Origin of the sequence: Jiangella ureilytica (assembly GCF_004348545.1) — a bacterium.
In the GTDB taxonomy this organism is placed as follows: Bacteria; Actinomycetota; Actinomycetes; order Jiangellales; family Jiangellaceae; genus Jiangella; species Jiangella ureilytica.
Map to the genome: position 1 here is coordinate 77,627 of NZ_SMKL01000012.1, position 21,896 is coordinate 99,522.

General features: G+C 74.4%; 27 protein-coding genes and 1 pseudogene. 15 read left to right on the forward strand and 13 right to left on the reverse strand.

What is annotated here, in order from left to right:
- Positions 1-40 precede the first annotated feature (40 nt).
- A complete protein-coding gene (locus tag E1212_RS07395) occupies positions 41-220 on the reverse strand; it encodes a hypothetical protein (protein WP_131980871.1) in 180 nt (59 codons plus the stop codon).
- Positions 221-231: 11 nt separating this feature from the next.
- On the opposite strand from E1212_RS07395, the gene E1212_RS07400 reads away from it, so the two are divergent.
- Entirely contained in the window at positions 232-456 is a 225-nt protein-coding gene (locus E1212_RS07400; RefSeq protein WP_131980873.1) for a DUF7218 family protein, read from the forward strand.
- A 5-nt stretch (positions 457-461) separates the two neighbouring features.
- Here E1212_RS07400 and E1212_RS07405 read toward each other — a convergent pair whose 3' ends face one another.
- Positions 462-1,163 carry a GAF and ANTAR domain-containing protein gene (locus E1212_RS07405; protein ID WP_131980875.1) on the reverse strand — a complete coding sequence of 234 codons (702 nt, stop codon included), beginning with the start codon at positions 1,161-1,163 and terminating at the stop codon, positions 462-464.
- A 29-nt stretch (positions 1,164-1,192) separates the two neighbouring features.
- On the opposite strand from E1212_RS07405, the gene E1212_RS07410 reads away from it, so the two are divergent.
- Positions 1,193-1,570 (forward strand): VOC family protein, encoded by a 378-nt coding sequence (locus tag E1212_RS07410; RefSeq protein WP_131980877.1) that lies wholly within the window; start codon positions 1,193-1,195, stop codon positions 1,568-1,570.
- A 61-nt stretch (positions 1,571-1,631) separates the two neighbouring features.
- On the opposite strand, the gene E1212_RS07415 is transcribed toward E1212_RS07410, so the two are convergent.
- Positions 1,632-2,300 (reverse strand): sigma-70 family RNA polymerase sigma factor, encoded by a 669-nt coding sequence (locus E1212_RS07415; protein WP_162605369.1) that lies wholly within the window; start codon positions 2,298-2,300, stop codon positions 1,632-1,634.
- On the opposite strand from E1212_RS07415, the gene E1212_RS29320 reads away from it, so the two are divergent.
- Together E1212_RS29320 and E1212_RS07420 are read left to right on the forward strand one after the other, a co-directional pair.
- Positions 2,286-2,438, forward strand: a complete 153-nt coding sequence (locus tag E1212_RS29320) for a hypothetical protein (protein WP_162605370.1) — start codon at positions 2,286-2,288, stop codon at positions 2,436-2,438. The genes E1212_RS07415 and E1212_RS29320 overlap by 15 nt on opposite strands.
- Before the next feature lie 145 nt (positions 2,439-2,583).
- Entirely contained in the window at positions 2,584-3,765 is a 1,182-nt protein-coding gene (locus tag E1212_RS07420) for an MFS transporter (RefSeq protein WP_131980881.1), read from the forward strand.
- Between the two features lie 344 nt (positions 3,766-4,109).
- Here the strand turns inward: E1212_RS07420 and E1212_RS31035 are convergent.
- Positions 4,110-4,625 (reverse strand): annotated as a pseudogene (locus tag E1212_RS31035) (Ig-like domain repeat protein); the annotation flags it as partial.
- A 451-nt stretch (positions 4,626-5,076) separates the two neighbouring features.
- Between E1212_RS31035 and E1212_RS07430 the strand changes: the two are divergent.
- Positions 5,077-5,907 carry a sigma-70 family RNA polymerase sigma factor gene (locus E1212_RS07430; protein WP_131980883.1) on the forward strand — a complete coding sequence of 277 codons (831 nt, stop codon included), beginning with the start codon at positions 5,077-5,079 and terminating at the stop codon, positions 5,905-5,907.
- A 21-nt stretch (positions 5,908-5,928) separates the two neighbouring features.
- Here the strand turns inward: E1212_RS07430 and E1212_RS07435 are convergent, their stop codons facing one another.
- Positions 5,929-6,369, reverse strand: a complete 441-nt coding sequence (locus E1212_RS07435) for a DUF6098 family protein (protein ID WP_203416559.1) — start codon at positions 6,367-6,369, stop codon at positions 5,929-5,931.
- A gap of 111 nt (positions 6,370-6,480) precedes the next feature.
- Here E1212_RS07435 and E1212_RS07440 point away from each other — a divergent pair, with 111 nt between their 5' ends.
- Complete coding sequence (locus E1212_RS07440) at positions 6,481-6,723, forward strand: cold-shock protein (protein WP_131980887.1); 243 nt, start codon at positions 6,481-6,483, stop codon at positions 6,721-6,723.
- Between the two features lie 35 nt (positions 6,724-6,758).
- Here the strand turns inward: E1212_RS07440 and E1212_RS07445 are convergent, their stop codons facing one another.
- From E1212_RS07445 to E1212_RS07460, 4 genes are read right to left on the reverse strand one after another with little or no spacing between them, the layout of a single operon-like run.
- Complete coding sequence (locus tag E1212_RS07445; RefSeq protein ID WP_131980889.1) at positions 6,759-7,520, reverse strand: class I SAM-dependent methyltransferase; 762 nt, start codon at positions 7,518-7,520, stop codon at positions 6,759-6,761.
- Positions 7,521-7,559: 39 nt separating this feature from the next.
- Positions 7,560-8,582: an NAD(P)/FAD-dependent oxidoreductase gene (locus tag E1212_RS07450; RefSeq protein WP_131980891.1), complete on the reverse strand. Its 1,023-nt coding sequence runs from the start codon at positions 8,580-8,582 to the stop codon at positions 7,560-7,562.
- Positions 8,579-9,109, reverse strand: a complete 531-nt coding sequence (locus tag E1212_RS07455; RefSeq protein WP_131980893.1) for an isoprenylcysteine carboxyl methyltransferase family protein — start codon at positions 9,107-9,109, stop codon at positions 8,579-8,581. Before E1212_RS07455 ends, E1212_RS07450 begins: the two co-directional genes overlap by 4 nt.
- A 4-nt stretch (positions 9,110-9,113) precedes the next feature.
- Positions 9,114-10,193, reverse strand: coding sequence for a type III polyketide synthase (locus E1212_RS07460; protein ID WP_131980895.1), 1,080 nt, complete (start codon positions 10,191-10,193; stop codon positions 9,114-9,116).
- 42 nt (positions 10,194-10,235) lie between these two features.
- Here E1212_RS07460 and E1212_RS07465 point away from each other — a divergent pair, with 42 nt between their 5' ends.
- Both E1212_RS07465 and E1212_RS07470 read left to right on the forward strand, forming a co-directional pair.
- A complete protein-coding gene (locus E1212_RS07465; protein ID WP_131980897.1) occupies positions 10,236-11,042 on the forward strand; it encodes a UbiA family prenyltransferase in 807 nt (268 codons plus the stop codon).
- 28 nt (positions 11,043-11,070) lie between these two features.
- Positions 11,071-12,201 (forward strand): geranylgeranyl reductase family protein, encoded by a 1,131-nt coding sequence (locus tag E1212_RS07470; protein ID WP_203416561.1) that lies wholly within the window; start codon positions 11,071-11,073, stop codon positions 12,199-12,201.
- On the opposite strand, the gene E1212_RS07475 is transcribed toward E1212_RS07470, so the two are convergent.
- From E1212_RS07475 to E1212_RS07485, 3 genes are all read right to left on the reverse strand, one after another.
- Positions 12,152-13,306, reverse strand: coding sequence for an NAD-dependent epimerase/dehydratase family protein (locus E1212_RS07475; protein WP_203416563.1), 1,155 nt, complete (start codon positions 13,304-13,306; stop codon positions 12,152-12,154). The genes E1212_RS07470 and E1212_RS07475 overlap by 50 nt on opposite strands.
- A gap of 7 nt (positions 13,307-13,313) precedes the next feature.
- Positions 13,314-13,778 (reverse strand): SRPBCC family protein, encoded by a 465-nt coding sequence (locus E1212_RS07480; protein ID WP_131980899.1) that lies wholly within the window; start codon positions 13,776-13,778, stop codon positions 13,314-13,316.
- A gap of 156 nt (positions 13,779-13,934) precedes the next feature.
- Entirely contained in the window at positions 13,935-14,318 is a 384-nt protein-coding gene (locus E1212_RS07485) for a VOC family protein (RefSeq protein WP_131980901.1), read from the reverse strand.
- Between the two features lie 105 nt (positions 14,319-14,423).
- Between E1212_RS07485 and trxA the strand changes: the two genes are divergently transcribed.
- Entirely contained in the window at positions 14,424-14,789 is a 366-nt protein-coding gene (gene trxA, locus E1212_RS07490; protein WP_131980903.1) for a thioredoxin, read from the forward strand.
- 6 nt (positions 14,790-14,795) lie between these two features.
- Here the strand turns inward: trxA and E1212_RS07495 are convergent, their stop codons facing one another.
- Positions 14,796-15,947, reverse strand: a complete 1,152-nt coding sequence (locus E1212_RS07495) for an MFS transporter (protein WP_131980905.1) — start codon at positions 15,945-15,947, stop codon at positions 14,796-14,798.
- Positions 15,948-15,952: 5 nt separating this feature from the next.
- On the opposite strand from E1212_RS07495, the gene E1212_RS07500 reads away from it, so the two are divergent.
- The 6 genes from E1212_RS07500 (at position 15,953) to E1212_RS07520 (ending at position 21,867) form a co-directional block, all read left to right on the forward strand.
- Complete coding sequence (locus E1212_RS07500; RefSeq protein WP_131980907.1) at positions 15,953-16,489, forward strand: MarR family winged helix-turn-helix transcriptional regulator; 537 nt, start codon at positions 15,953-15,955, stop codon at positions 16,487-16,489.
- A 178-nt stretch (positions 16,490-16,667) separates the two neighbouring features.
- Positions 16,668-17,498: an endonuclease/exonuclease/phosphatase family protein gene (locus tag E1212_RS07505; protein WP_162605371.1), complete on the forward strand. Its 831-nt coding sequence runs from the start codon at positions 16,668-16,670 to the stop codon at positions 17,496-17,498.
- 133 nt (positions 17,499-17,631) lie between these two features.
- Positions 17,632-18,396, forward strand: coding sequence for an SDR family oxidoreductase (locus tag E1212_RS07510; RefSeq protein ID WP_131980911.1), 765 nt, complete (start codon positions 17,632-17,634; stop codon positions 18,394-18,396).
- A gap of 162 nt (positions 18,397-18,558) precedes the next feature.
- On the forward strand, positions 18,559-20,460 hold the full coding sequence (locus tag E1212_RS07515; RefSeq protein ID WP_203416565.1) for an AAA family ATPase: 1,902 nt from the start codon (positions 18,559-18,561) through the stop codon (positions 20,458-20,460).
- Positions 20,461-20,485: 25 nt separating this feature from the next.
- Positions 20,486-21,106, forward strand: coding sequence for a helix-turn-helix transcriptional regulator (locus tag E1212_RS29920; protein ID WP_203416567.1), 621 nt, complete (start codon positions 20,486-20,488; stop codon positions 21,104-21,106).
- 113 nt (positions 21,107-21,219) lie between these two features.
- Complete coding sequence (locus E1212_RS07520; protein WP_131980913.1) at positions 21,220-21,867, forward strand: sigma factor; 648 nt, start codon at positions 21,220-21,222, stop codon at positions 21,865-21,867.
- Positions 21,868-21,896 lie beyond the last annotated feature (29 nt).

Below are 21,896 nucleotides of genomic sequence, written 5' to 3' on the forward strand. Positions count from 1 at the left end.
GCCTCGGCTTCCCGTACCCGGCGGCCGCCTCCGGTAACGCTCACGCGAACCGGCGCAGACCGAGGACGACGCCCAGGTTGCGTGCCCGCTGGGCGAGCTCGTCGGAGGGCAGCTCCCACACTCCCCTGGCGCCGTCCGGACCCGGCCCCGCACCTACCGGCGGCCGCCGCCGCATGCGCCGTCGGCGGACGGGTACGGGGCGACGCAGGAACGACATCATGGGAGGTCGTCATGCCCAGCAAGTCGGCGAACGTGAAGAACGAGAAGCAGTACGAGGCCCTCAAGGACAAGGGCATGTCGAAGGAGCGGGCGGCCCGCATCGCCAACTCGCCCGGAGCTTCGAAGCGCGGCGGAAAGAAGAGCGGCTCCGGCGGCGACAGCTCGCAGGGCGGCACCAGCGCGCAGAAGAAGAAGGCCGGCAGCAAGGGTGGCAAGGCCACCGCGCGCAAGAGCTGACGGACCTACGGCTCCGGCGACTGGCGGGCGGTCGCGATGACCTGGTCGGCCCCCTCGCGTAGCTTGATCCGGTTGCGCTGCGACAGTCGGCTGAGGACGGCGAACGCCCGGTCGGCATCGAGGCCGTAGCGCTCCATGAGGACGCCCTGCGCCAGCCCGACGGCGTGGTGGGCGTCCATGGCGCGGCGCAGCCCGGCCTCGTCGCGCGCGGTCGCGATGGCGACGGATGCGTGTCGCGCGAAGATCTCCGCGACGGCGGCGTCGTCCTCGTCGAACGTGTCCGGTTCGGTGCCGTAGAGGCTCAGCGCGCCGAACGGCGCCTCGCCGGCGACCAGTCGGACGGCCACGACGCTGCGCAGTCCGCGCTCCGCGGCGGAGGCGGACCAGTGCGGCCAGCGGGAGTCGTCCTTGGTGTCGCCGACGAGCACGGCCGACCGGTGCTGCATGGCCTGCACCGCCGGCCCGTCCTCGAGGCTCACCTGCAACAGCTCGAGTTCGCGCACCCGCTCCTGCGTGGCCACGGCCGGCTCCAGCCGCCCGGTGCCGCTCAGCAGCACGAGCGTGGCGTCGCTGCAGCTGACAGCCTGCCGCGCGTACTCGACGACCAGCTCGAGCGTCTGCTCCGGATCGGGCGCGTCATGCAGCGCCGCCGCGATCGCGGCGAACTCGCCCGAACCCAGCTCACCACGCACCGCACCCTCGCTCACGTCGACAGTATGGATCCGAGGAGGATCGGATGACGAGTACCTTCTCTCAGTGGACGCTGGACGTTCGCGATGTGGACCTCATGGCGCGCTTCTGGTCGGCGGCGCTGGGCTACGACATCGACCCCGACGACGACGGCGACGGCGCCCATCTGCGGCCGCCGGCCGGCGCACCCGCCAACGCTCTGAGCGTCTGGCTGCAGCCCAGCGGCGGGCCGAAACGCGACAAGAACCGCAACCACCCCGACCTCGTCGCGACGGCCGGGACGGCGGACGCGGAGGTCGAGCGGCTGCTCGGGCTCGGGGCCACCCGCGCCGACGTCGGGCAGACCGGCAGCGAGGGATTCACCGTCCTCGCCGACCCGGAGGGCAACGAGTTCTGCGTCCTGCACCGCCGCCGGACCGTCTGACCGCCTGAGCCGACGGCGACGCAGGACGGCCGCGAGGCCGGCTCGTCGGGGCCGGGTCTCCTCAGGCGGACTCGAGCGCGCCGATCCTCGCACGCAGCCGCCGCAGGATGCCGGCCAGCAGGCGCGAGACCTGCATCTGGGTGACGCCGAGGTCGCGGCCGATCTCCGCCTGGGTCCAGCCGCGGAAGAACCGTAGGTACAGGATGCGCCGGTCGCGCTCCCCCAGCTCCCGGCAGGCCGGCGCGAGCGCGACCATGGCCTCGGACCGCTCGTACGCGGTGTCGTCGTCGCCGATGGTGTCGGCCAGCGAGGTCTCACCGTCGTCGACGCGGTAGTCGATGGAGGCGACCGTGAAGCACTCGTACGACGCCTGGGCCTCGCGGACGTCGGCGGCCTCGACGCCCAGGTGGCCGGCCAGGTCCGCCGCCGTCGGCGTGGCGCCATTCGACTGGGTGACCTCCGCCGTCGCCGCCGACAGTGCCGACTGCAGCTCCTGCACCCGCCGCGGCGGCCGCACCGCCCAGCCGTGGTCGCGGAAGTGGCGTTTGATCTCGCCCGCGATGGTGGGGACGGCGAACGAGACGAAGTCGCGGCCGAGCTCGGGATCGAACCGCCGGGCGGCGTTCACGAGGCCCAGGTGGGCCACCTGCAGGATGTCGTCGTTCTCGAGGCTCCGGCCGTAGTAGCGCCGGGCGATCGCCTCGGCGAGCCCGAGGTGGAGCAGGACCACCTCGGCGATGAGCTGACGGCGCTCGGTCCCGTCGGCGTCCGCCGCGCGGCGGAACAGATCGAGAGCGAGACGGTCCCGCTCCGCGTGCTGGTGCTGGTGCTGGTGCTGGTGATGGTCACGATGCTCGTCGAGCCTTGAACGAACGTGCGTCACGGCCGACACCTCTTCTCCCATGGAGGATGTGGCGCACTGCTTGACCACGCCTCTCCACCGAAGCACGTTATCTCTTCGTTATCAACCCGCTTCCGCGGATGCGCGCGGATCTCTCGGGTACGACCTGGCCATGGCGGTGCGCGACCCCGGCCGAGCCCGACGGGCGACCGCTGCCGTCTTCTTCCTGACGGCGATCCTCTCCGCCACCTGGTCGACCCGGGTCCCGGCCGTCCGCGAGCGGCTGGACCTGTCGGTGGTCGAGCTCGGGATCGCCGTGATGGGACTCGAGGGAGGCGCCGTCGCCGGACTGCCCGTCGGGGCCGTCGTCGTCGCCCGGCTGGGCGCGCGCCGGGCGACGGCGATCGCCTTCGCCGTCTTCGCCGCCGGGCTGGTGGGGACGGGCCTCGCTCCGGGCCTCGCGCTGCTCGTGGCGGCCCTCGCCGTGTTCGCGCTCGCCAACAGCGTCATCGACGTCGCGATGAACGTCCAGGGCGTCGACCTGGAGCGCCGGCTGGCCCGGCCCCTGCTGTCGTCGCTGCATGCCTGGGGGTCGGTGGGACTGGTCGTGGGCGGCCTCGCGGGAACGGCGGTGGCCGCCGGCGTGCCGGTCACGGTGCACTTCGCGGTGACGGCGGCCGGCGGGCTGCTCCTGGTGGCGGTCGCGGTCCACTGGTTCGTCCGCGAGGAGGCGGGACCGGCGCGGACCGGGTTCGCCCGGCCGGACCGCGGCCTCGCCGTCCTCGGGCTGATCGCCTTCTGCGCCTTCCTCGTCGACGGCACCGCCTACCAGTGGAGCGCCGTCCAGTTGCGGGCCGACAAGGACGCGGGTGCGACGCTCGCCGCCGCAGGGTTCACCGTTTTCGCGGTAGGGGTCGCCATCGGCCGGTTCGCCGCGGGCCGCGTCCTCGACCGGCACGGCCCGCGCCGGACGGTCCAGGCGGCCGGGCTGGTCGTGGTGGCGGGGACGGCGCTCGCCGCGGTGCCGTCGTCGGCCGTCCTCAGCCTGGCCGGATGGGGCGTCATCGGGACCGGCGTGGCCGCGCTGGCTCCCGTCGTCCTCGCCGCCGCGCCCGACGCCGGGCGGATGCCGGCGCCGGCGGCGATCGCGGCCGTCACCACCGTCGGCTACCTGGGGTCCTTCACCGGCCCGCTGATCATCGGGCCGGTCGCGGACGTGAGCAGCATCTCCGTCGCCCTCGGCCTCCTCGCCGTCGCCGGCCTCGCGACGACGGTCCTCGCGCGGACGGTGAGCGCATGGCGCGGCGGGGGCCGGGGAGGATCGGCACATGGGTCGCATCGACCGGACCGCTGAGCCCTGGGGAACGCGCACACCGCACGGACCGGGCGACACGTGGCCGGTCCGCGTATTCCGCCGCGACGGCGCGCTCGTCGCCACCGGTCGGGCGGCAGCGGAAGCATGCCGAGCCCGAGAGCGGGAACGTGACCGGCAGGGCGCGCGGTCATCCTAGGTGGCCGCGCTCTCCAGGCCCCGGTCGTCAAGCAGTGTGCGACCGGGGCCGACCCCGGCAAGGGCACCTGGCTCGGGTGAGCCGCACCCTGGGAATGCGGCTCGCCCGAGGTGAAACGGCGACCTCCGGCACGGGGGCTGAACCGGACGCGCCGCGGCGCCCATACCCCACGAGCGGACGTGATCACTCATCGTCGCCGCCGGCGAGGCCGGCCGGCCGCCGGCCCGGGACTGACACCCGGGGGACGACCGGCCGGCCTCGCGGCACGTCTAGCGCGCCACGCGGAACACGAACCGGCCCTGGTCCGTGGCGTGGTTGGCATCGCCGCCGTAGGTCGCGACGACGCTGTAGGGGCCGGCCCGCGGGCCCTCGGCCGCGCAGGTCGCCGTGCCGGCCGAGACCGTCGCGACGCAGAGGTGGTGCCACGCGAGGCGAAGTAGACCTCGCCCGTCGCCGTCTCCGCGAGGGTCGCGGTCAGCACCGCCGGCTCACCCGCGGCGACCTCCTCGGACGCCGCCGCGGCCGTGAGGTCCACCGGCGCCTTCCGGACGGTGACCCGGGCGGTCGCCGTCGATGCCCCGTGCTCGGCATCGCCCGAGTAGGCCGCGGTGACGTCGTGCGCGCCGGCAGGCAGGGTGCCGAGCACGCAGGCGGCCGTCCCGCCGGTCAGCAGCGCCCGGCACTGCGCGCCGTCCGCCGTGCTGAAGGTGACCGAAACCCGTCGCCGCCGGCGGGGTCACCGTCGCCGTGACCCGTACGGGCATCCCGTACGTCGCCGTCACCGGCGGGCGGGCCTGCGCGACGCGGCGCTCAGCGCTGTCGTCAGCGCAGTCGTCAGGGCGGCGAGGACAGCGACACGGCGGGACCGGCGGGGACCAGTGCCACGGCGTGGGACTCCTGCGGGCTCGTCGGAACAGCTCGGATGCCCGAGCCTGGCCAGCGCCGAAGACCCTTGCGGGGCGGAGAGGTGACCGCGCCGGGTCGGCGCGGTGAACTGTTCGGACAACCCTGAGGGATCGACACATATCGACACGTCTTGACAACGGGCCGGAAATGAGAGGGGATGAGAACACTGCAGCCGGGTACGTCCCGGTCACCCCAATCGTCAGTGGTTCAGAAGCGTGCCACACCTCGTCAGTCTCGGAGGTGTGAGCATGACCCGTTCCGTCCCTCGGCAACGCGCCGATGTCGCCGAGTCCCCCGTCGCCACCATGGACGGCCGGGCCGGACACGACCGGCGCACCACCGACCTCCTCCGCGCCGCGGCACACGCCGCCGGTCCGGAGCGACGCCGTCTCGTCGACCAGGCAGTGCTCGAGAACCTCGGCATCGCCGACGCCATCAGCAGGCGCTACGGCGGCCGCGGGCTCGACAGTGACGAGCTGCGGCAGGTCGCCTACCTCGGCTTGGTCGCCGCCGCTCAGCGGTTCGACCCCGAACGCGGCCACGACTTCGTCTCCTTCGCCGTGCCCACGATCCTCGGCGAGGTCAAGCGCTACTTCCGCGACCACGCCTGGGCGGTCCGGCCGCCGCGGCGCATCCAGGAGCTGCGGGCGGCGATGACGTCGGCCTCGGACGAGCTGAGCCAGCAGTTCGGCTCCGCGCCGACGGCGGAAGACCTGGCCGGCCACCTCGGCATCGCGGTCGAGGACGTCCGCGAGGCGGAGCGCTCCGGCGACCACTACACCGCCCTGTCGATCGACCAGCCGACGACCGCCGATTCCGACGACGCGGCGGGAACGCTCCTGGGTGACACCCTGGGCGCCGCGGATGCGGGCTACGACCGCTCCGAGGCGATGGTGCTGCTGACCGCCGCGTGCCGCGCGCTCCCCCGGCGCGACGCGCACATCCTCTACCTGCGGTTCTTCCTCGGCTGGACGCAGCATGAGATCGGCGCGGAGATCGGGGTCACCCAGATGCAGGTCTCGCGCCTGCTCGCCCGCATCCTGCGCCAGCTGCGGGCGAACATCGGCGAGACCACCTAGCGGCGAGGGACCAGGACCCCGTCAGCCGGTCGAGCCCCGGCCGACGTCGAAGCGCTCCTCGTATCGACGCCTCGCCTCGGCCAGCGCGGACCGGCCGACGCGGGCCACCGCCTCGATGTCGGTGACCAGCGGCTCGTGGTCCGGACCCTGGCCGACGACCCTGCCGGTGAGCAGCCACGCGAACCGGCCGGGCTCGTCGAGCTCGTCGTACTTGCACAGCCGCCGCGCGACCCAGTCGGCCGGCGGCCGCGGCCACCACGACTCTGGCTCCAGGGTCGTGACCGACCAGCCCGGAAGGTCGACGCCGGCCTCGTAGTCGCGGCTCGGGCCCGCCTTCGCGTCCGACGCCGGCCCCTTGGAGTACCGGACGAGCAGGCCGGGATGCTCGCCGACCGCCCGCACGACGTCGTCGAACGACTCGAGAACCGGCAGGTCCTCGCCGTCTGTGAAGTCCCTCGGCACCCGCACCCCTCGTCGCTCGTCCGCACCCGGCACCCGTCCTCTACCCAATCTTCACGGCTCTTTAGCGGCACGCGCGGCATAACCGCGGCGCGCGCGTGGAAAACTGTCGGCATGGCCATCGGAACGGTGAAGTTCTTCCGGGCGGACAAGGGTTGGGGGGCCATCAGTTCGCCGGACATTCCTGACGGTTGCGACGCCTGGGTGCACTTCAGCGTGATCGCCATGGACGGCTTCCGCGAGCTCGCCGCCGGCGACCGCGTCGAGTTCTCCTACGAGCAGGCGCAACAGGACAGCTTCCGCTACCGCGCCACCGTCGTCCGCAAGCTGCCCGAGGGCCGGCGCAAGTCCGCCTGATCAGCCGGCGGTGCTCTGCACGCACCGGGCGTCGCTCAGCGACGAGCGGTGACGATCCAGGCGCGGGCGTCGAACAGCACGCCGTCCGGCGTGGTGTGGGCGGCGAGGTGCGCGCGCAGCCGGTCGCGGGCGCGGGCGAGCTCCGGCCCGGTGAACCGGGCGAGGGCCGCGCGCGGGTCGCGCAGCTGCAGCACGGCCTCGAACGCCGCGCCGGCGCCGGCGCCGTACCAGACCGGCCGCGACAGGTCAGTGAACTCGACCTCGCCGTAGCCGGCGGACTCCAGCAGCGCGCGCGTGGCGTCGCGACCGGCGAGCGAGAAGGCGCTGCCGTCGCCGACGGCCGGGGCGGCGCCGTCGAGCACGACGTCGATCAGCGGGCCCGCCCAGGCGTTGGCGGCACTCTCCTGCCAGACGATCATCGCCAGGCGCCCGCCGGGCCGGGTCGCCCGCGCGAGGTGCGCGAACGCCGTCGCCGGATCGTCGAAGAACATCGTCCCGAACCGGCTCATGACCAGGTCGAACGCCGCGTCCGGGAAGGGATGCGTCTGCGCGTCGGCGACCTCGAAGCCGACGTTGGTCAGGCCCTCGGCGGCGGCGAGCTCGCGCGCCTCCTCGATCCGGCCCCGCGCGACGTCGACGCCCAGGACCCGGCCGCCGGCCGCCAGGCGGGCGGCGTCGCGGGTCGTGCGGCCGCTCCCGCACCCGACGTCGAGCACCCGATCGGTCCGCCGGATGCCGAGCGCGGCCCGGAACGGCGGGTCGAGATACCGGAGCTCGGCGTCGTAGTCGAAGGCCACGGGCTCCCCTCACAGGAGTGAGACGGCGACAGGCGCGGCTCAGGCGGGCCGGGCCAGCACGTTGACGGCCGCGCCGAACACTCGCGGCAGGGCGACGGCGAGCGGCACCAGTGCCCGCCGGCCGGCAGCCGTCGCCGTTGCGCCGACGAGGGCCCGGGTCATCAGCTCGTACCGCCAGGTCAGCCGCCGCCACGCCGCGTCGTACCGGGCCGGCGACCCCGCCGCGATCGCGGCCACGGCGGCGCGCGCCTGGGCCATGCCGAGCGCCACCCCCTCGCCGGTGAGCGCGTCGACGTAGCCGGCGGCGTCGCCGATCAGCAGCGTCCGGCCGGCGACCCGGCGGCGCGAGCGCTGCCGCAGCGGACCGGCGCCGCGCACCGTCGTCAGCGGCCTCTCGCCGATGCGCGAGCGCAGCGCGGGAAACGCGTCGAGGTGCTCGTCGAACGACGCCCTGGCCCTGGTCAGGACGGCGATACCGACCAGGTCCGGCCCGACCGGGGTCACGTACGCCTCGGCCGACGGCGCCCAGTGCACCTCGACGTAGTCGGTCCACGGCGCCAGCCGCACGTGCCGCCGCAGCCCGAACCGGCGCGCCGCGGCGACCGGCACGTCCAGGCCGAGCTGACGGCGGATCGGCGAGTGCAGACCGTCGGCCGCCACGAGATAGCGGGCCCGGACGCCGTCGACCTCGACGGCGTCCGGGTGCTGGACGACGGTGCGGACGGCGGCCGGAACGACCATGACGCCGGCGTCGTCGACGGCTCGGCGCAGGGCGGCGTGCAGCGTCGTCCGCCGGACGCCGCGGCCGGGCCCGGCGCGGAAGTCCGCCACCACGGACCGGGGGCCCGACACGTACCGGATCCCGCGCAGCGCCCGCCCGTCCGGGCGCACGCCCAGCTCGGCGAGGGCCTGGACGGCGCCGGGCATGAGCCCCTCGCCGCAGGCCTTGTCGATCGGCCCGGGACGCGGCTCGTACAGCACGACCTCGAGCCCGCGCCGCACCGCGTGCAACGCCGCCGTCAGCCCGGCCGGGCCGCCACCGGCGACGACGACGTCGATCACGGCGCCCGCTCGGCCTCGAGCGCCGTCAGCGCGGAGTTCTCCACCGAGAGCCGGACGGCGAGCAGCCCGGCGTTGAGCACGGTGAACACGACCGCGGTGATCCAGGCCGAGTGCACCAGCGGCAGCGCGAACCCCTCGACCACGACGGCGACGTAGTTGGGGTGGCGCAGCAGCCGGTACGGCCCCGCCTGCACGAGCGGGAGGCCCGGCACGACGATGACCCGCGTGTTCCATTGGTGCCCGAGGGTCGCGATGCACCACCAGCGCAGCCCCTGCGACAGCACGACGAGCGCCAGCATCGTCCAGCCGAGCGCGGGCACGAACTCCGGCCGGCGGATCCACACCTCCGCGACGGCGCCCACCAGCAGCCCCGTGTGCAGGACCACCATGAACGGGTAGTGCCCGCGGCCGTACTCGACGCCGCCGCGGTCGAAGCTCCAGGCCGCGTTGCGTTTCGACACCGCCAGCTCGGCCAGTCGTTCCAGGCCGACCAGCCCGACCAGCACCGTGAACAGCACCTCGGACATCGGCTCACGCCCGCAGCAGGACGAGTTCGAGACAGAAACCAGGACCCATGGCCAGCACGATCCCATACGACCCCGGCTCCGGCGGTCGCAGCTCGAGGGTGTCGGCCAGCACGTGCAGCACCGACGCCGACGACAGGTTGCCGATGCGGCCCAGCGAGTCCCACGTCAGCGACAGCGCGTCGCGCCCCACGCCCAGCGCGTCCTGCATGGCCTCCAGCACCTTCGGCCCGCCCGGATGGCAGACCCACCATCCGACGTCCGCCCGGCTCAGCCCGAGTCCGGACAGGAAGCCGTCGACGTCGTCGCCCACCTGGGTGCGCACCAGGTCGGGCACGTCGGCGCTCAGCACGATGCGCAGGCCGGTCGCGCCGACGTCCCAGCCCATGGTCCGCTCGGTGTCCGGGTAGAGCCGGCTCCGGCTCGCCAGTACCGTGGGCCGCACGCGGCCGGCCGACGGATCCAGTCCGTTCGCACGCGCGGACCCGGCCGCGACGACGGCGGCCGCCCCGTCGCCGAAGAGGCCGCTCGCGACGAGGTTCGGGATCGACGCGTCGCCCCTCTGCACCGTCAGCGAGCACAGCTCCACTGACAGCAGCACCGCGACGTCGCCGGGGTGGCCGAGCAGGTAGTCGTGCACGCGGGCGATCCCTGCGGCGCCCGCCACGCAGCCGAGGCCGACGATCGGCACGCGCTTCACGTCCGGGCGCAGCCCGATCCGCCCGGCGATCCGCGCGTCGAGCGACGGGACGGCGATGCCGGTGATGGTGGTCGAGACGATCAGGTCGACGTCGCCCGGCGTCAGGCCGGCGGCGGCCAGCGCGTCGGTGACAGCGCGGACCCCCAGCTCGGCGGCGGCCTCGATGAACGCGTCGTTGGCGGCGCCGAAGTCCTCGAGATCGGCGTAGCGCTCCTTCGGCAGGGCGAGGTGCCGCGTACTCACTCCGGCGTTGGCATGGAAGCGTTCCAGCAGCGCGTGGTCGTACCGGCCGGCCGGCGCGATCATGCGGGCGAACTCAGCCGTCAGGTCCGCCTGCGCGTACTTGTGGTCCGGCAGGGCCCCGTGAACGGAGAGAATGCGGGTCATGGTCCCGTATTACACGAATTCCGCGGCCCTAAACTCCGAACGATGACGAGAAGAGCGGCGGCGGGCGGCTTGGTACGGGCCTGCCACCCGGAGCCGACGGCCGCGGTGACCGCACTGGGCGGGCTGCTGGCGCTGCGGCTCGGCCACTCCCCCGCGACCCTCGCCCTCGTGGTGGCCGCGGTCTTCGCCGGCCAGCTCACCGTCGGCTGGTCCAACGACCTGATCGACGCCGGCCGCGACCGCGCCGTCGGCCGCACGGACAAGCCGCTGGCCACCGGCCGGGTCGCGGCCCGGACGGTGCGGGTCGCGCTGGTCGTCGCCGTCGTGCTCTGCGTCGGGTTGTCGCTGGCGCTGGGGGCAGCGGCCGGGCTGGTGCATCTGGCCCTGGTCGGCTGCGGTGTCGCCTACAACCTGGTGCTGAAGCGGACGGCGTTGTCGTGGCTGCCGTACGCGCTCGCGTTCGGGCTGCTGCCCGCGGTGGTGAGCCTCGCCCTCGACCCGCCGGAGTGGCCGCCGGCCTGGATGATCGCCGCCGGCGCCCTGCTGGGTGTAGGCGCGCACCTGGTCAACGTGCTGCCGGACCTCGACGACGACGCCGCGACCGGGGTGCGCGGCCTGCCGCACCGGCTCGGCCCCGTGCGCGCCCGGGTGACGGCCGTGGTCGTGCTCGCGGTCGCGTCGGTGCTGGTGGTGCTGGGACCCGGCCGGCCGCCGTGGTGGGCCTGGGCCGGCCTGGCCGTCGTCGGCGTCCTCGTGGTGGCGGCGCTGCGCGGTCGGGGCGCGACGCCGTTCCGGGCCGCCATGGCCATCGCGCTCGCCGACGTCGTGCTGCTGGTGCTGCGCAGCTGAGCCTCGTGGAGGTGGGTAGTGCATGCGCATGAGTGATCCCTGGGACCTCGTCGTCGTGGGCGCCGGCCCGGCCGGATCGGCGACCGCGCTCGGTGCGCTGACGGCGGCGCCGCGGCTGCGTGTCCTGCTGCTCGACCGGGCCGATTTCCCACGCGACAAGGCCTGCGGCGACGGCGTCGCACCGGACGTCACGGACGTGCTGGCGGTGCTCGGCCTCCCGGGCCTGCTGGACGACTGGGCGCCGCTGCGACGGCTGGAGCTGTCGCACGGCGAACGTCGTGTCTCGCGCCCGATGCGGCGGCCGGTCCGGGTCGTGCCGCGGACCGTCCTCGACCACCGGCTGCTGCAGGCCGCCGTCGCCGCCGGAGCACGGTGGGAGCGGCGCCGCGTGCGCTCCGTCCGGGTCTCGCGCGATGGTGTCGTCGTCGACGACGAGCTCTCGGCTCGCGTGGTGGTGGGTGCGGACGGCGCCTACTCCGTCGTCCGCCGCGCCGCCGGGCTGCCCGCCGTCACGCGCCGGGCCATCGCGCTGCGCGGCTACGTCGCGACGCCGCCACAGTGGACCGGCAAGCAGGTCATCGCCTTCGACCAGCGGCACGCGCAGGCCTACGCCTGGTGCTTCGACCGCGGCGACGGCCTGGCCAATGTCGGCTACGGCGCCTTCGGGACCGACGGGCTGACCCGGGCGACGCTGCTGGAGCGGCTCGGCGAGCTGCTGCCCGGGGCTGAGGACGGCGACGACTGGCGCGGGCATCACCTGCCGCTGTCGTCGTGGCGATGGGCCCAGCCCGGCGGCCGGCTGCTGCTGGCGGGCGACGCCGCCGGCCTGATCAACCCCATGACCGGCGAGGGCCTGCACTATGCGGTCGCTTCAGGTGCGCTGGCCGGACGGGCCGCGGCTGCCGCCGTCGCCGCGCATCGTCCTGGGACCGCGGGGGCGCGGCACCGTCGCGCGGTCCGCGCGCTCCTCGGGCGGCACCTGCGGCACACGGCGACGGCGGCCCGGCTGTCCGTGCTGCCGGCCGTGCTGACCGCTGGGATCGCGGCGGCCGACCGCGACCAGAGCGTGTTCGACGACCTGGTCGACCTCGGGCTCGGGCAGGGACGGCTCACCCGCCGGACCCTGAGCGCGCTGTCCCGCGCGCTGATCGTGCCCTGACGGCGGCGCCCGCGGTCTCTGTGCCACCTCGAGGGACGAGGCGCCGCGCGGCCTGCGACTGATGACTCGGCCTCCCCCATCCGCCGCGGCCGGCGTCGCGGCCCGCGAGCGGCGGGCTGGCCCCGGCCGCCTCGGCACGGATCCCCGCGACCAGCTCGGCCAGCGCGTCTGCCGCGTGGTAGCGCGGCCGCCAGCCCAGCGTGCCGCGAGCCTTGCGGCTCGAGACCAGCGCCACGCGATCGGACATGGTGAGCCAGCCCGGGTGAGACGGCTGCAGGCCGGTGCGCCAGCCCGCCCAGGCCAGGGCCGCCAGCAGGGTGCGCGGCAGCGGCACCGCGAAGCCGCCGAGGATGGCGCCGAGACGACGCGAGGAGAGGACCGGCTCCGCCGCGAGGTTGAAGGCGCCGCCGGCGCGCTGGTCGATGATCAGGCGCAACGCCGCCGCCACATCGTCGGCGTGGACGACTTGCGCGCGCAGGCCCGGCCAGACCGGGAACGGCAGCCATCGACTGCCCACCAGTCCGCGCGGAACGTGGGCGTTGAGGGTCCACCCGGCGATCTGTGTCGCCGCGTCGCGTTGGACGACGGCGCACGGCCGGATACGGGCGACGGTGACCCCCGGGTGTCGTTCCTCGAAGCGGTCCAGGAGGTATTCGAGGTCGGCCTTGTCTCTGCTGTACCCGCTGCCGGGAATGCCGTCCGATGGCCAGGCCTCGCCGACCACGCACCAGCGCGGCGCAGGCCGGTACGCCGCGACAGAGGAAGCGCAGATCACGTGCCGGATGCCGGCCCGTTCGGCCGCATGGAGCACGTTCTCGGTGCCGAAGACGTTCGTCCGGCGCCGAGGCGGGTCCTTGGTGCTCGGCTGGATCGCCCAGGCGAGGTGGACCAGCGTGTCGGCCCCGGCGAACGCGCCGGCGAGTTCGGTGCCGGCGCCCGGCCGGCCCACGTCGCACTGCAACCAGCGGGCCAGGTCGTACGGCGGCACGGCGGGAACCGCACGGCGAGCGACCCCGAGGACGTCGTCGGGGCCCGGCCGCTCGCGGAGCCGGCGCAACAGCGCGGTTCCGACGCTGCCGCTGGCACCGGTGATGACCAGTCGCACCAGCGCCTCAGCCGGAGGCGGGCGGGTGGGGCTGGCGGACACGCCCGACCGCGATGGCCTCCAGCCGCCGGAGCGACTCGTCGTTCCGCGGTTTGAGCAGCAGCGCCTGCAGCGCACCGGGTGCCAGCCGGCCGAGACCACGGACGACCTCCTCGGCCATCACGACGTGCGTGCCGCCCCCGGGCGACGGGCGCAGCGTGATCTCGACCCGCGCCGCACCGACCGGCCAGAGCCGCGCGTCGAGCGTGATGGCGGCGTTCGGGCGCATCGCCGTCACCGTGGTGACGTCCTCGATCGCCGCCGGCCACGGCCCGACACTGTGGTGGATCCGGGTGCCCACCTCGGGCCAGCCCTCGTCGACGGCGCGGATGTGGGACGCCCCGACGACCCAGCCCGCGAACGACCAGCCGTCGGCGAGGACGGCGAAGACGTGTTCGGGCTCGACCGGCACGTTCCGGGTGACTTCGATCACCGCGACCTCCCTGCGCATCGGCGTGTCGACGCCCTTACCCGCGCGGGCACCTTCCATCCCCCGGCCCGCGCTCGAGCCGTGCGACCGTCAAACGGCGCAGTCGCCGACGAGGCACGTCGCCACAGCCCTGAGGGGTGTGCGGCTGGCCGCCGGGGCTCAGTCGAGGCAGAACTCGTTGCCCTCGATGTCCTGCATGACGATGCAGGACTCGTTCTCCTCGTCGGCCGGGAGCACCCGCTCGCGGACCGCGCCGAGCGCGATCAGTCGCGTGCACTCGGCCTCGAGGGTGGCGAGCCGCTCCGCGCCCACGAGCCCGGTGCCGACGCGCACGTCGAGATGCACCCGGTTCTTGACGACCTTGCCTTCGGGAACGCGTTGGAAGTACAGCCGCGTGCCCACCCCGGTGGGGTCGACGCAGGCCGATGCCGGACCCTCGGTCCCTTCCGGGACGACGTACCCCAGCACCTCGCACCAGAAGCGGGCGAGGCGATCGGGATCGGCGCAGTCGAAGGTGACCTGGAACCGTTTGACCGACGTCATCGATCCACCCTATGCGACGCGGGTGGGAGCCGAGATCAGGGTGGCAGGGAAGACCTGCCCCGCCGGCGGTGTTGTAGAGGGCGAGCCGAGGAAGGGCGAGAACCGATGACCACCACCACACTGACCAGCGAGACGTTCGCCCAGACCGTCGAGGACAACGAGATCGTGCTGGTCGACTTCTGGGCCGCGTGGTGCGGCCCGTGTCGCATGTTCGCCCCGGTCTACGAGAAGGCCGCGGAGGAGCACCCTGAGATCGTCTTCGGCAAGGTCGACACCGAGGCCGAGCGCGACCTGGCCGGCTGGGCGCAGATCACGTCCATCCCCACCCTGATGGCCTTCAAGAAGGGCCACCTCGTGTTCGCCCAGCCCGGCGCGCTGCCGGCCGCCGCGCTCGAGCAGGTCATCGACGCCGTCACCACCCTCGACGTCGACGCGGCCCTGGCCGCTGCGGCCGCCGAGAAGACCGACTGATCGCGATCAGCCGCCCGCCGCGAGCGTGCGGCGACGCGTGACCGCCAGCACGAGGGCGATCCCCAGCGGCACCGTCACCAGGAGGAACGGCGGACCGGCCACCCGCTCCCCCGCGATCACGGCGGCAGCGACGGCCGACCCCACGGCGCTGCCCGCCTGACCGGCCGCGATCTGCCAGCCATAGGCCTCACCGGCGCCGGCGGCTGTGGCCGCCCGGGCGGTGAGCTCGTCCGCGGTGGCCAGCCACGGCGACAGGCCGATCCCGAACACGAGGACGGCCAGCGCCATCTCCGTCATCGTGCCGGCCAGGGCCGGCAGCCCCGACGTCCCGGCCAGCAGTGCGAGCCGCCGCAGGTAGGCGTCGGCCAGGCCGCGGCGGCGCCCGCGGACGGCGATCGCGGCACCGCCGGCGAGGCTGCCGAGCGACCAGGCGGTGACCAGCCACGGCGCGCCAGCGCCGTCGCCGGCCGTCGAGGCGAAGCCGGGCAGCAGCACCCACATCGCCCCGATGGCGGCCATGTACGAGAGGTGCACGAGGCTCACGGTCCGCACGGCCGGCCGGCGCAATGCGGTCGGCGGGCCCGCGAGAGCGGCTGACGGTGCCGCCTGCTCGCGTGGGACGGCCGCCAGCATCGCCGCGACGGCGATCACGCCCAGCGCCGCACACGCCACCAGCGCCGCCGGCGGGCCGCCCGCCGTCGACCACCACACCACCCACAGCGGGCCGAGCACATAGGTGAGCTCCTGCGCGAGCGCGTTGCCGGTGTACGCCCGGCTCAGCCCGCTCCCGGGCACCAGGGCCGGCAACAGCGCGCGCCCGCTGCTCACCGCGGGCGGCGAGGTCAGGCCGGCGACGGCGGCCAGCGCGATGAATCCCGTGGTGTGGGACATGACGGCCAGGGCGAGCTGTGCCGCCGCCGCTGCCGCCGTCGTCGCGCAGAGCACGAGGCGGTGCCCCCGCGACACGAGCAGCCGCCCCCACAGAGGCGCCGTGACCGCCATGCCGATCGAGCCCGCCGCGGCCGCTGTGCCCGCCACCGCGTAGTCGCCGGTGTTGTGGTGGCCGAGCAGCACGATCACCAGCGGGCGCATCGCCGTCGGCAGCTGGGCCAGGTTCGCCCCGACCACCACCACGACCGCGCGATGCGATACATTCATCAGTTATGAATTACCGTCCGGCCGGAACCGCAAACGTCCTCGGCGCCCTCGCCCTGCACGTGGCCGGCGTGGTCCGGAGCAGCGTCACCCGCGAGACGGGTGGCGGCGGCACGCTGCCCGACGCGCTGATCGTGATCAAGGACCAGCCGGGACGGACGGTCGACTGGCTCGGCCGGGTGCTGCAGATGTCCCAGCCCGGCGCGGTGCACCTGGTCCAGCGGCTGGCCGCGGCCGGCTGGGTCGAGCGGCGGCGCGGCGCCGACGCCCGCAGCTACGCCCTGCACCTCACGCCGCCGGGCCACGAAACCGCCGAGCGCGTGCTGCGGGTCCGCCAGCAGGCACTCGACGAACTGACCGACCGGCTCAGCCCCGCGCAGCGCCGGCACCTCGACGAGATCGCCGCGACGCTCCTCGCCGACACCGTCGGCGACGAGCCCGAGCTGGCGCGCGTGTGCCGGCTGTGCGATCGCTCGTGCTGCGACGCGTGCCCCGCCTACGCCGGCTACCTCCGCGCCGCCGAGGATCCGTCAGACATCCCCTAGCGGTGGCGGGTGTGATCGTCGAGGCCGCAACGCCGTCGAGCCGGCGCGAGGGCAGTGGCGGTCGCTCCCCGATCGCCACGGCGCGCCGATGGTGTGCATCGTGGACGGCGCCGGCGTTCCTGGCCGCTGCCACGCGGTGAGGAGTGACGCGGGCCGAGCCGGGGTACGTGCCCGGCCGATGGACGACTCCCCCGCTCCCGCCGCCCGGGTCCGTGTCGCGACCCTGAACATCTGGGCCCGCCACGGCGACTGGCCCGCCCGGCGGGCCGTGCTGCGCGACGGGTTCGCCCAGCTCGCGCCCGACCTGGTGGCACTGCAGGAGACCGTGCTCACCGACGGCGACGACCAGGTCGCCGAGCTGTTCGGCCCCGAGTACACCGTCGTGCACCACGGGCGGCGCACCGCCGACGGTGTCGGGTGCAGCATCGTGAGCCGCTGGCCGCCTGTCGACGTGCACCAGACGGACCTGCACGTGACCGAGCGGGTCGACCCCGCCGACTTCGTCGGGCAGTGCGCGGCCGTCGAGGTCGAGACGCCGCTCGGGCCGCTGCTCTTCGTCAACCACAAGCCGAGCTGGCGGGTCGAGCTCGAGCACGAGCGCGAGCTCCAGGCGACGGCCGCGGCGGCCTTCGTCGAACGGCTCGTAGGCGGACGGCGACAGCTGCCGGTCGTCGTCGCCGGCGACATGGACGCCCGGCCAGAGACCGCGAGCATCCGGTTCTGGACCGGCCGCCAGTCACTCGCCGGCACCAGCGTCGCCTACCAGGACGCCTGGGAGTTCGCCCATCCCGGTGAACCCGGACCCACCTTCGCCGCGGAGAACCCGCTCGTCGCCGCACACTGGCGTCGTATCGCCGACCGCCGCATCGACTATGTCCTCCTCCGCTGCGTCGACCGTGGCCCGCCCGTCACCATCGCCTCGTGCCGGCGCCTTTTCGACCGGCCGGTCGACGGCGTCCAGGCCAGCGACCACTACGGGGTCACTTGCGATCTGTCGGCGCCCGGTTAGCCGGCCGGGTCGGTCTCCGACCGGTCGGTCCCCGACCGGTCGAGCCCGCCTGTCACGAATGGAGCACGCCGCACGGTCCGAGATGGTGACCGGATGGCGACCGGCGCCTCCGGCAGTGCTTCGGAGGTGCGAGATGAAGATCGTCGTCATCGGCGGCAGCGGGCTGATCGGATCCACCGTCGTCACCCGGCTCCGCGAACACGGGCACGAGGCCGTCCCCGCGTCGCCGGCCACCGGCGTCGACACTCTCACGGGTGAGGGGCTGGCCGAGGCGATGGCCGGCGCGGACGTGGTCGTCGACGTGGCGAACTCCCCGTCGTTCGAGGACGATGCGGTGCTGCGGTTCTTCGAGACGTCCACCCGGAACCTGCTGGCCGCCGAGGCCGCGGCCCAGGTGGGGCACCACGTCGCCCTGTCGATCGTCGGGGCCGACCGGCTGCCCGACGGTGGTTACCTTCGGGCGAAGGTGGCCCAGGAAGCCCTGATCGAGGCCGCGCCGATCCCCTGGTCAATCGTCCGCTCCACCCAGTTCTTCGAGTTCGTCGGGCGCATCGTCGATGCCGCGACCGACGGGACCACGGTGCGGCTGCCGCACGTGTTGTTCCAGCCGATCGCCGCCGTCGACGCCGCCTCGGTGGTGGCACGGACGGCCGCGGGCGCCCCGCTCAACGGACGCCTCGAGATCGCCGGGCCGGAACGGTTCCGGTTCGACGACTTCGTCCGCGACGGCCTGGCCGCCCGGCACGATCCGCGCACGGTGCTCACCGATCCGCACGCGCGCTACTTCGGCACCGAGCTCGACGAGCGGTCGCTCGTGCCCGGCGACGGCGCGGTGCTCGGTGAGATCCGGTACGCGGACTGGCTGAGCCGGACGGCGGCCGCTGCCGGCGCCGGCTGAGGGTCTTGTCCGGAGGGAACACCGAGTGCCAATCTGGGTGATCGGCGCCGGCCGGGCGTCCGCACGCGTCCGACCGCTCCGCCTGCCCGCTTGGAGGCAGTCGTGCAACTCGGGGCACGCCCTCCACGGTGGCTCCGGGGGCGCGACAAGGAGTGCGAGGTCGTGCTCGGCCCGATCCGGACGGCGCGGTCGGGCCGGAGCGCCGCGCTTGCGGTGCAAGGTGAGGCGGGCATCGGCAAGACGGCGCGGCTCGACTACCTCGTCGACGCGGCCACGGGCTGCCGGGTCCTGCGGGCCGCTGGCGTCGAGTCGGAGATGGAGCTCGCCTTCGCCGGCCTCCACCAGCTGTGCAACCCCCTGCTCGACGGGCTGGACGGGTTGCCGGCTCCGCAGGCCGAGGCTCTCGGGACCGCCTTCGGCATCCGGGCCGGCACACCGCCCGACCGGTTCGTCATCGGGCTGGGGGTGTTGACCCTGCTGTCCGACCACGTGGAGGACCAGCCCCTGGTCTGCGTGATCGACGACGCGCAGTGGCTCGACCAGGCCTCTGCCGAGATCCTGACGTTCGTCGCGCGCCGGCTGGCCGCGGAGTCGATCCTCATGGTGTTCGCGGCGCGGGCGACGGGGGAGGAGCAGGCCTGGGCGGGACTGCCGCGGCTGATGGTGCACGGCCTGAAGAAGGCCGACGCCGTCGCCGTGCTGGAGTCGGTGGTCACGACCCCGCTGGACGGCCGGCTGCGCGACCGGATCCTCGCCGAGACACGGGGCAATCCGCTGGTCCTGCTGGAGCTGCCGCGGTGGATGTCGTCGGCCGAGCTGACGTTCGGGCCGGAACAGGCGGCGGCCGGCTCCGTGGCAGGCCGCGTGGAGGAGCGATTCCGCCGGCGGCTCGATCCGCTGCCCGACGAGACTCGGCGCCTCCTGCTGATCGCCGCGACCGAGCCGCTCGGGGACGTCGGTCTGCTCTGGCGTGCGGCGCAGCGCCTCGGCCTCGGGCCGGACGCCGCCACCCCGGCCGAGGCCGCGGAGCTGATCGATGTGTGGGACACCGTGCGGTTTCGTCACCCGCTCGTCCGTTCCGCGGTCTACCGCTCCGCCGGGCCACTGGATCGGCAGGCGGCACACCGGGCGCTCGCCGAGGCCACCGACCCGGACCGGGACCCGGACCGGCTGGCCTGGCACCGTGCGCACGCGGCCTCCGGCCCGGACGAGACGGTCGCCGCCGAGCTGGAGCGCTGCGCCGATCGCGCGCTGGCGCACGGCGGTCTCGCGGCTGGTGCCGCGTTCCTCGAACGGGCGGCCAGGTTGACTCCGGACGAGGCCGGCCGCGTCGAACGCGAGCTCAAGGCGGCGCAGACCATGCTGCACGCCGGTGCGTTCGAGGATGCCCTTCGCCTGCTCGCGCTGCTCGAGCACCGTGCTCTGACCGAGCTGCAACGCGCCCGCGCCGAAGTGCTCCGAGCCCAGATCGCCTTCGCCTCGAACCGCGGCCACGAGGCCCTGCCGCTGCTGCTGGCTGCTGCTCGCCGTCTCGAGCCGCTCGATGTGGAGCTCGCCGCCGATGAAACGAGCCGTTCAGGCGTACCGGACCGATCAGCTCTCCGTCGAGGAAGGGCTGCGGTTCTTGGTGCTCGCCGGTGCGATCGCCTGCGACGGATGGGACCTGCCCGGCTGGAGCGCGATCGCCGGCCAGCACCTCGAGTTCACGCGCGAGGCCGGGGCTCTGAACGCGCTGCAGTTCGGACTGAACAGCGTGATCTACCCGCGCCTGTTCGGTGGCGATCTCGGCACCGCGGGCGCCCTCCTCGACGAGGCCGAAGCGCTCGCGGAGGTGGCCGGAACCACGCTGCATCCGTATGGGGCGATCGGTCTGGCGGCTTACCGCGGCGACCAGCAGCGCGGCGGCCGGCTCATCGCGGCCGCCAGGGCCGATGCCCTCAGCCGTGGCGAGGGACTCGTCCTCGCGCTGACGTCCTGGGCCAGCGCGGTGATGTGCAACGGCAACGGCGACTATCCGTCGGCGCGCGCGCACTGCCTCGACCTCCTTCGCGGCCCACCCGATGACGACGGACGACCGTCGCTGCTGCCCGTGGGGTCCCAGCCCGGCGGCTGGACGCTGGCCGAGCTGGTCGAGGCCGCCACGCGGTGCGACGATCTCGCGACCGCGACCGCCGCGGCCGGACGGCTCGCCGAGGTCGCTGCGGCCATCGGCACGGACTGGGCTCTCGGTGTGGCCGCACGATCCGAGGCACTGCTCGACGACGGCGGCCCGGCCGAGGACCTCTTCCGTGAGGCGATCGACCGTCTCGGTCGCGCCGGGGTGGGCGTCGAGCTGGCCCGGACCCACCTGCTCTACGGCGAGTGGTTGCGTCGTTCCGGTCGCCGCGCCGACGCGCGGACGCTGCTTCGAGACGCACACGACGCGCTGGCGGCGATGGGGGCCGAGGCGTTCGCCGAACGCGCACGCCGCGAGCTGGCCGCGACCGGCGAGACGGTGCGCAGGCGGCGGGCCGACACCCGCCAGGAGCTCACCGCGCAAGAGCTGCACATCGCCCGTCTCGCGGCGGAGGGACGTACCAATCCCGAGATCGGCGCCGAGCTCTACCTCAGCCGGCACACCGTCGAGTGGCATCTCCGCAAGGTGTTCGCGAAGCTCGACGTGACCAGTCGCCGGCAGCTGCGCACCGCCCTCGGACGCCCCGTCGCCTGACCGGGCACGTGGCCACGTGGCCACCTGCCCACCCCCGGCCCCTGACCTCGCCACGCATCGGCCACGCACTCTCATGGGCGCGGCACCGCTCCCCCGGACGCGAGGGTGCTCGCATGAGCACGCGTCTGTCGGACCCACCGCTGGGCCACGCGACGTCGGTCTTCGCCGGCGCTCGGCCCCGGCTCCTCGCGATCGCGTTCCGGATCCTCCAGGACACGGGCGCCGCCGAGGACATCGTGCAGGACGCCTGGCTGCGATGGCAGCGCACCGACCGATCGGTCGTGCTGGACCCCGTCGCCTTCCTGGTCACGACGACCACGCGGCTCGCGCTGAACGCCGCGCAGTGCGCCCACCGACGCCACGAGGCCCCGGTGGCCGGGCGGTTCATCGAACCGGTCGAGGGCGGCGCCGGCCCCGAGGTCGAGGCCGAGCGCCGCGAGGCCATCGAGGCGGTGATCACCATGCTGATGGAGCGGCTCACGCCGGTCGAACGCGCCACCTACCTGCTGCGCGAAGGGTTCGACTACCCGTACCTCCGGATCGCCGAGCTGCTCCGGTTGCAGGTCGCCCACACCCGCCAGCTCGCGCGGCGGGCGCGGCTACGCCTCACCTCGGACCGCCGGGCACCGGTCGACGCGGCCGCCCGGCGGTGCCTGGTCGAGGCGTTCCTCGCGGCGGCCCGGACCGGCGACCTCGCCGGCCTCGAGGACCTCCTGGGTGCCGACCTGGTGGACCGCCCGCCCCTCGGGCGACGGACGTAGCGCTGTCACAACCGGCGCCGCTGCCCGGT

What these genes read in the sequence shown, in the direction of transcription:
- E1212_RS07500 (WP_131980907.1), top strand. Translation starts at nt 15,953, where the DNA reads ATGAATTACCGTCCGGCCGGAACCGCAAACGTCCTCGGCGCCCTCGCC.
- E1212_RS07465 (WP_131980897.1), top strand. Translation starts at nt 10,236, where the DNA reads ATGACGAGAAGAGCGGCGGCGGGCGGCTTGGTACGGGCCTGCCACCCG.
- trxA (WP_131980903.1), top strand. Translation starts at nt 14,424, where the DNA reads ATGACCACCACCACACTGACCAGCGAGACGTTCGCCCAGACCGTCGAG.
- E1212_RS07460 (WP_131980895.1), bottom strand. Translation starts at nt 10,193, where the DNA reads ATGACCCGCATTCTCTCCGTTCACGGGGCCCTGCCGGACCACAAGTAC.
- E1212_RS07520 (WP_131980913.1), top strand. Translation starts at nt 21,220, where the DNA reads ATGAGCACGCGTCTGTCGGACCCACCGCTGGGCCACGCGACGTCGGTC.
- E1212_RS07485 (WP_131980901.1), bottom strand. Translation starts at nt 14,318, where the DNA reads ATGACGTCGGTCAAACGGTTCCAGGTCACCTTCGACTGCGCCGATCCC.
- E1212_RS07455 (WP_131980893.1), bottom strand. Translation starts at nt 9,109, where the DNA reads ATGTCCGAGGTGCTGTTCACGGTGCTGGTCGGGCTGGTCGGCCTGGAA.
- E1212_RS07410 (WP_131980877.1), top strand. Translation starts at nt 1,193, where the DNA reads ATGACGAGTACCTTCTCTCAGTGGACGCTGGACGTTCGCGATGTGGAC.
- E1212_RS07505 (WP_162605371.1), top strand. Translation starts at nt 16,668, where the DNA reads ATGGACGACTCCCCCGCTCCCGCCGCCCGGGTCCGTGTCGCGACCCTG.
- E1212_RS07440 (WP_131980887.1), top strand. Translation starts at nt 6,481, where the DNA reads ATGGCCATCGGAACGGTGAAGTTCTTCCGGGCGGACAAGGGTTGGGGG.
- E1212_RS07395 (WP_131980871.1), bottom strand. Translation starts at nt 220, where the DNA reads ATGATGTCGTTCCTGCGTCGCCCCGTACCCGTCCGCCGACGGCGCATG.
- E1212_RS07420 (WP_131980881.1), top strand. Translation starts at nt 2,584, where the DNA reads ATGGCGGTGCGCGACCCCGGCCGAGCCCGACGGGCGACCGCTGCCGTC.
- E1212_RS07510 (WP_131980911.1), top strand. Translation starts at nt 17,632, where the DNA reads ATGAAGATCGTCGTCATCGGCGGCAGCGGGCTGATCGGATCCACCGTC.
- E1212_RS07430 (WP_131980883.1), top strand. Translation starts at nt 5,077, where the DNA reads ATGACCCGTTCCGTCCCTCGGCAACGCGCCGATGTCGCCGAGTCCCCC.
- E1212_RS07495 (WP_131980905.1), bottom strand. Translation starts at nt 15,947, where the DNA reads ATGAATGTATCGCATCGCGCGGTCGTGGTGGTGGTCGGGGCGAACCTG.
- E1212_RS07400 (WP_131980873.1), top strand. Translation starts at nt 232, where the DNA reads ATGCCCAGCAAGTCGGCGAACGTGAAGAACGAGAAGCAGTACGAGGCC.
- E1212_RS07470 (WP_203416561.1), top strand. Translation starts at nt 11,071, where the DNA reads ATGAGTGATCCCTGGGACCTCGTCGTCGTGGGCGCCGGCCCGGCCGGA.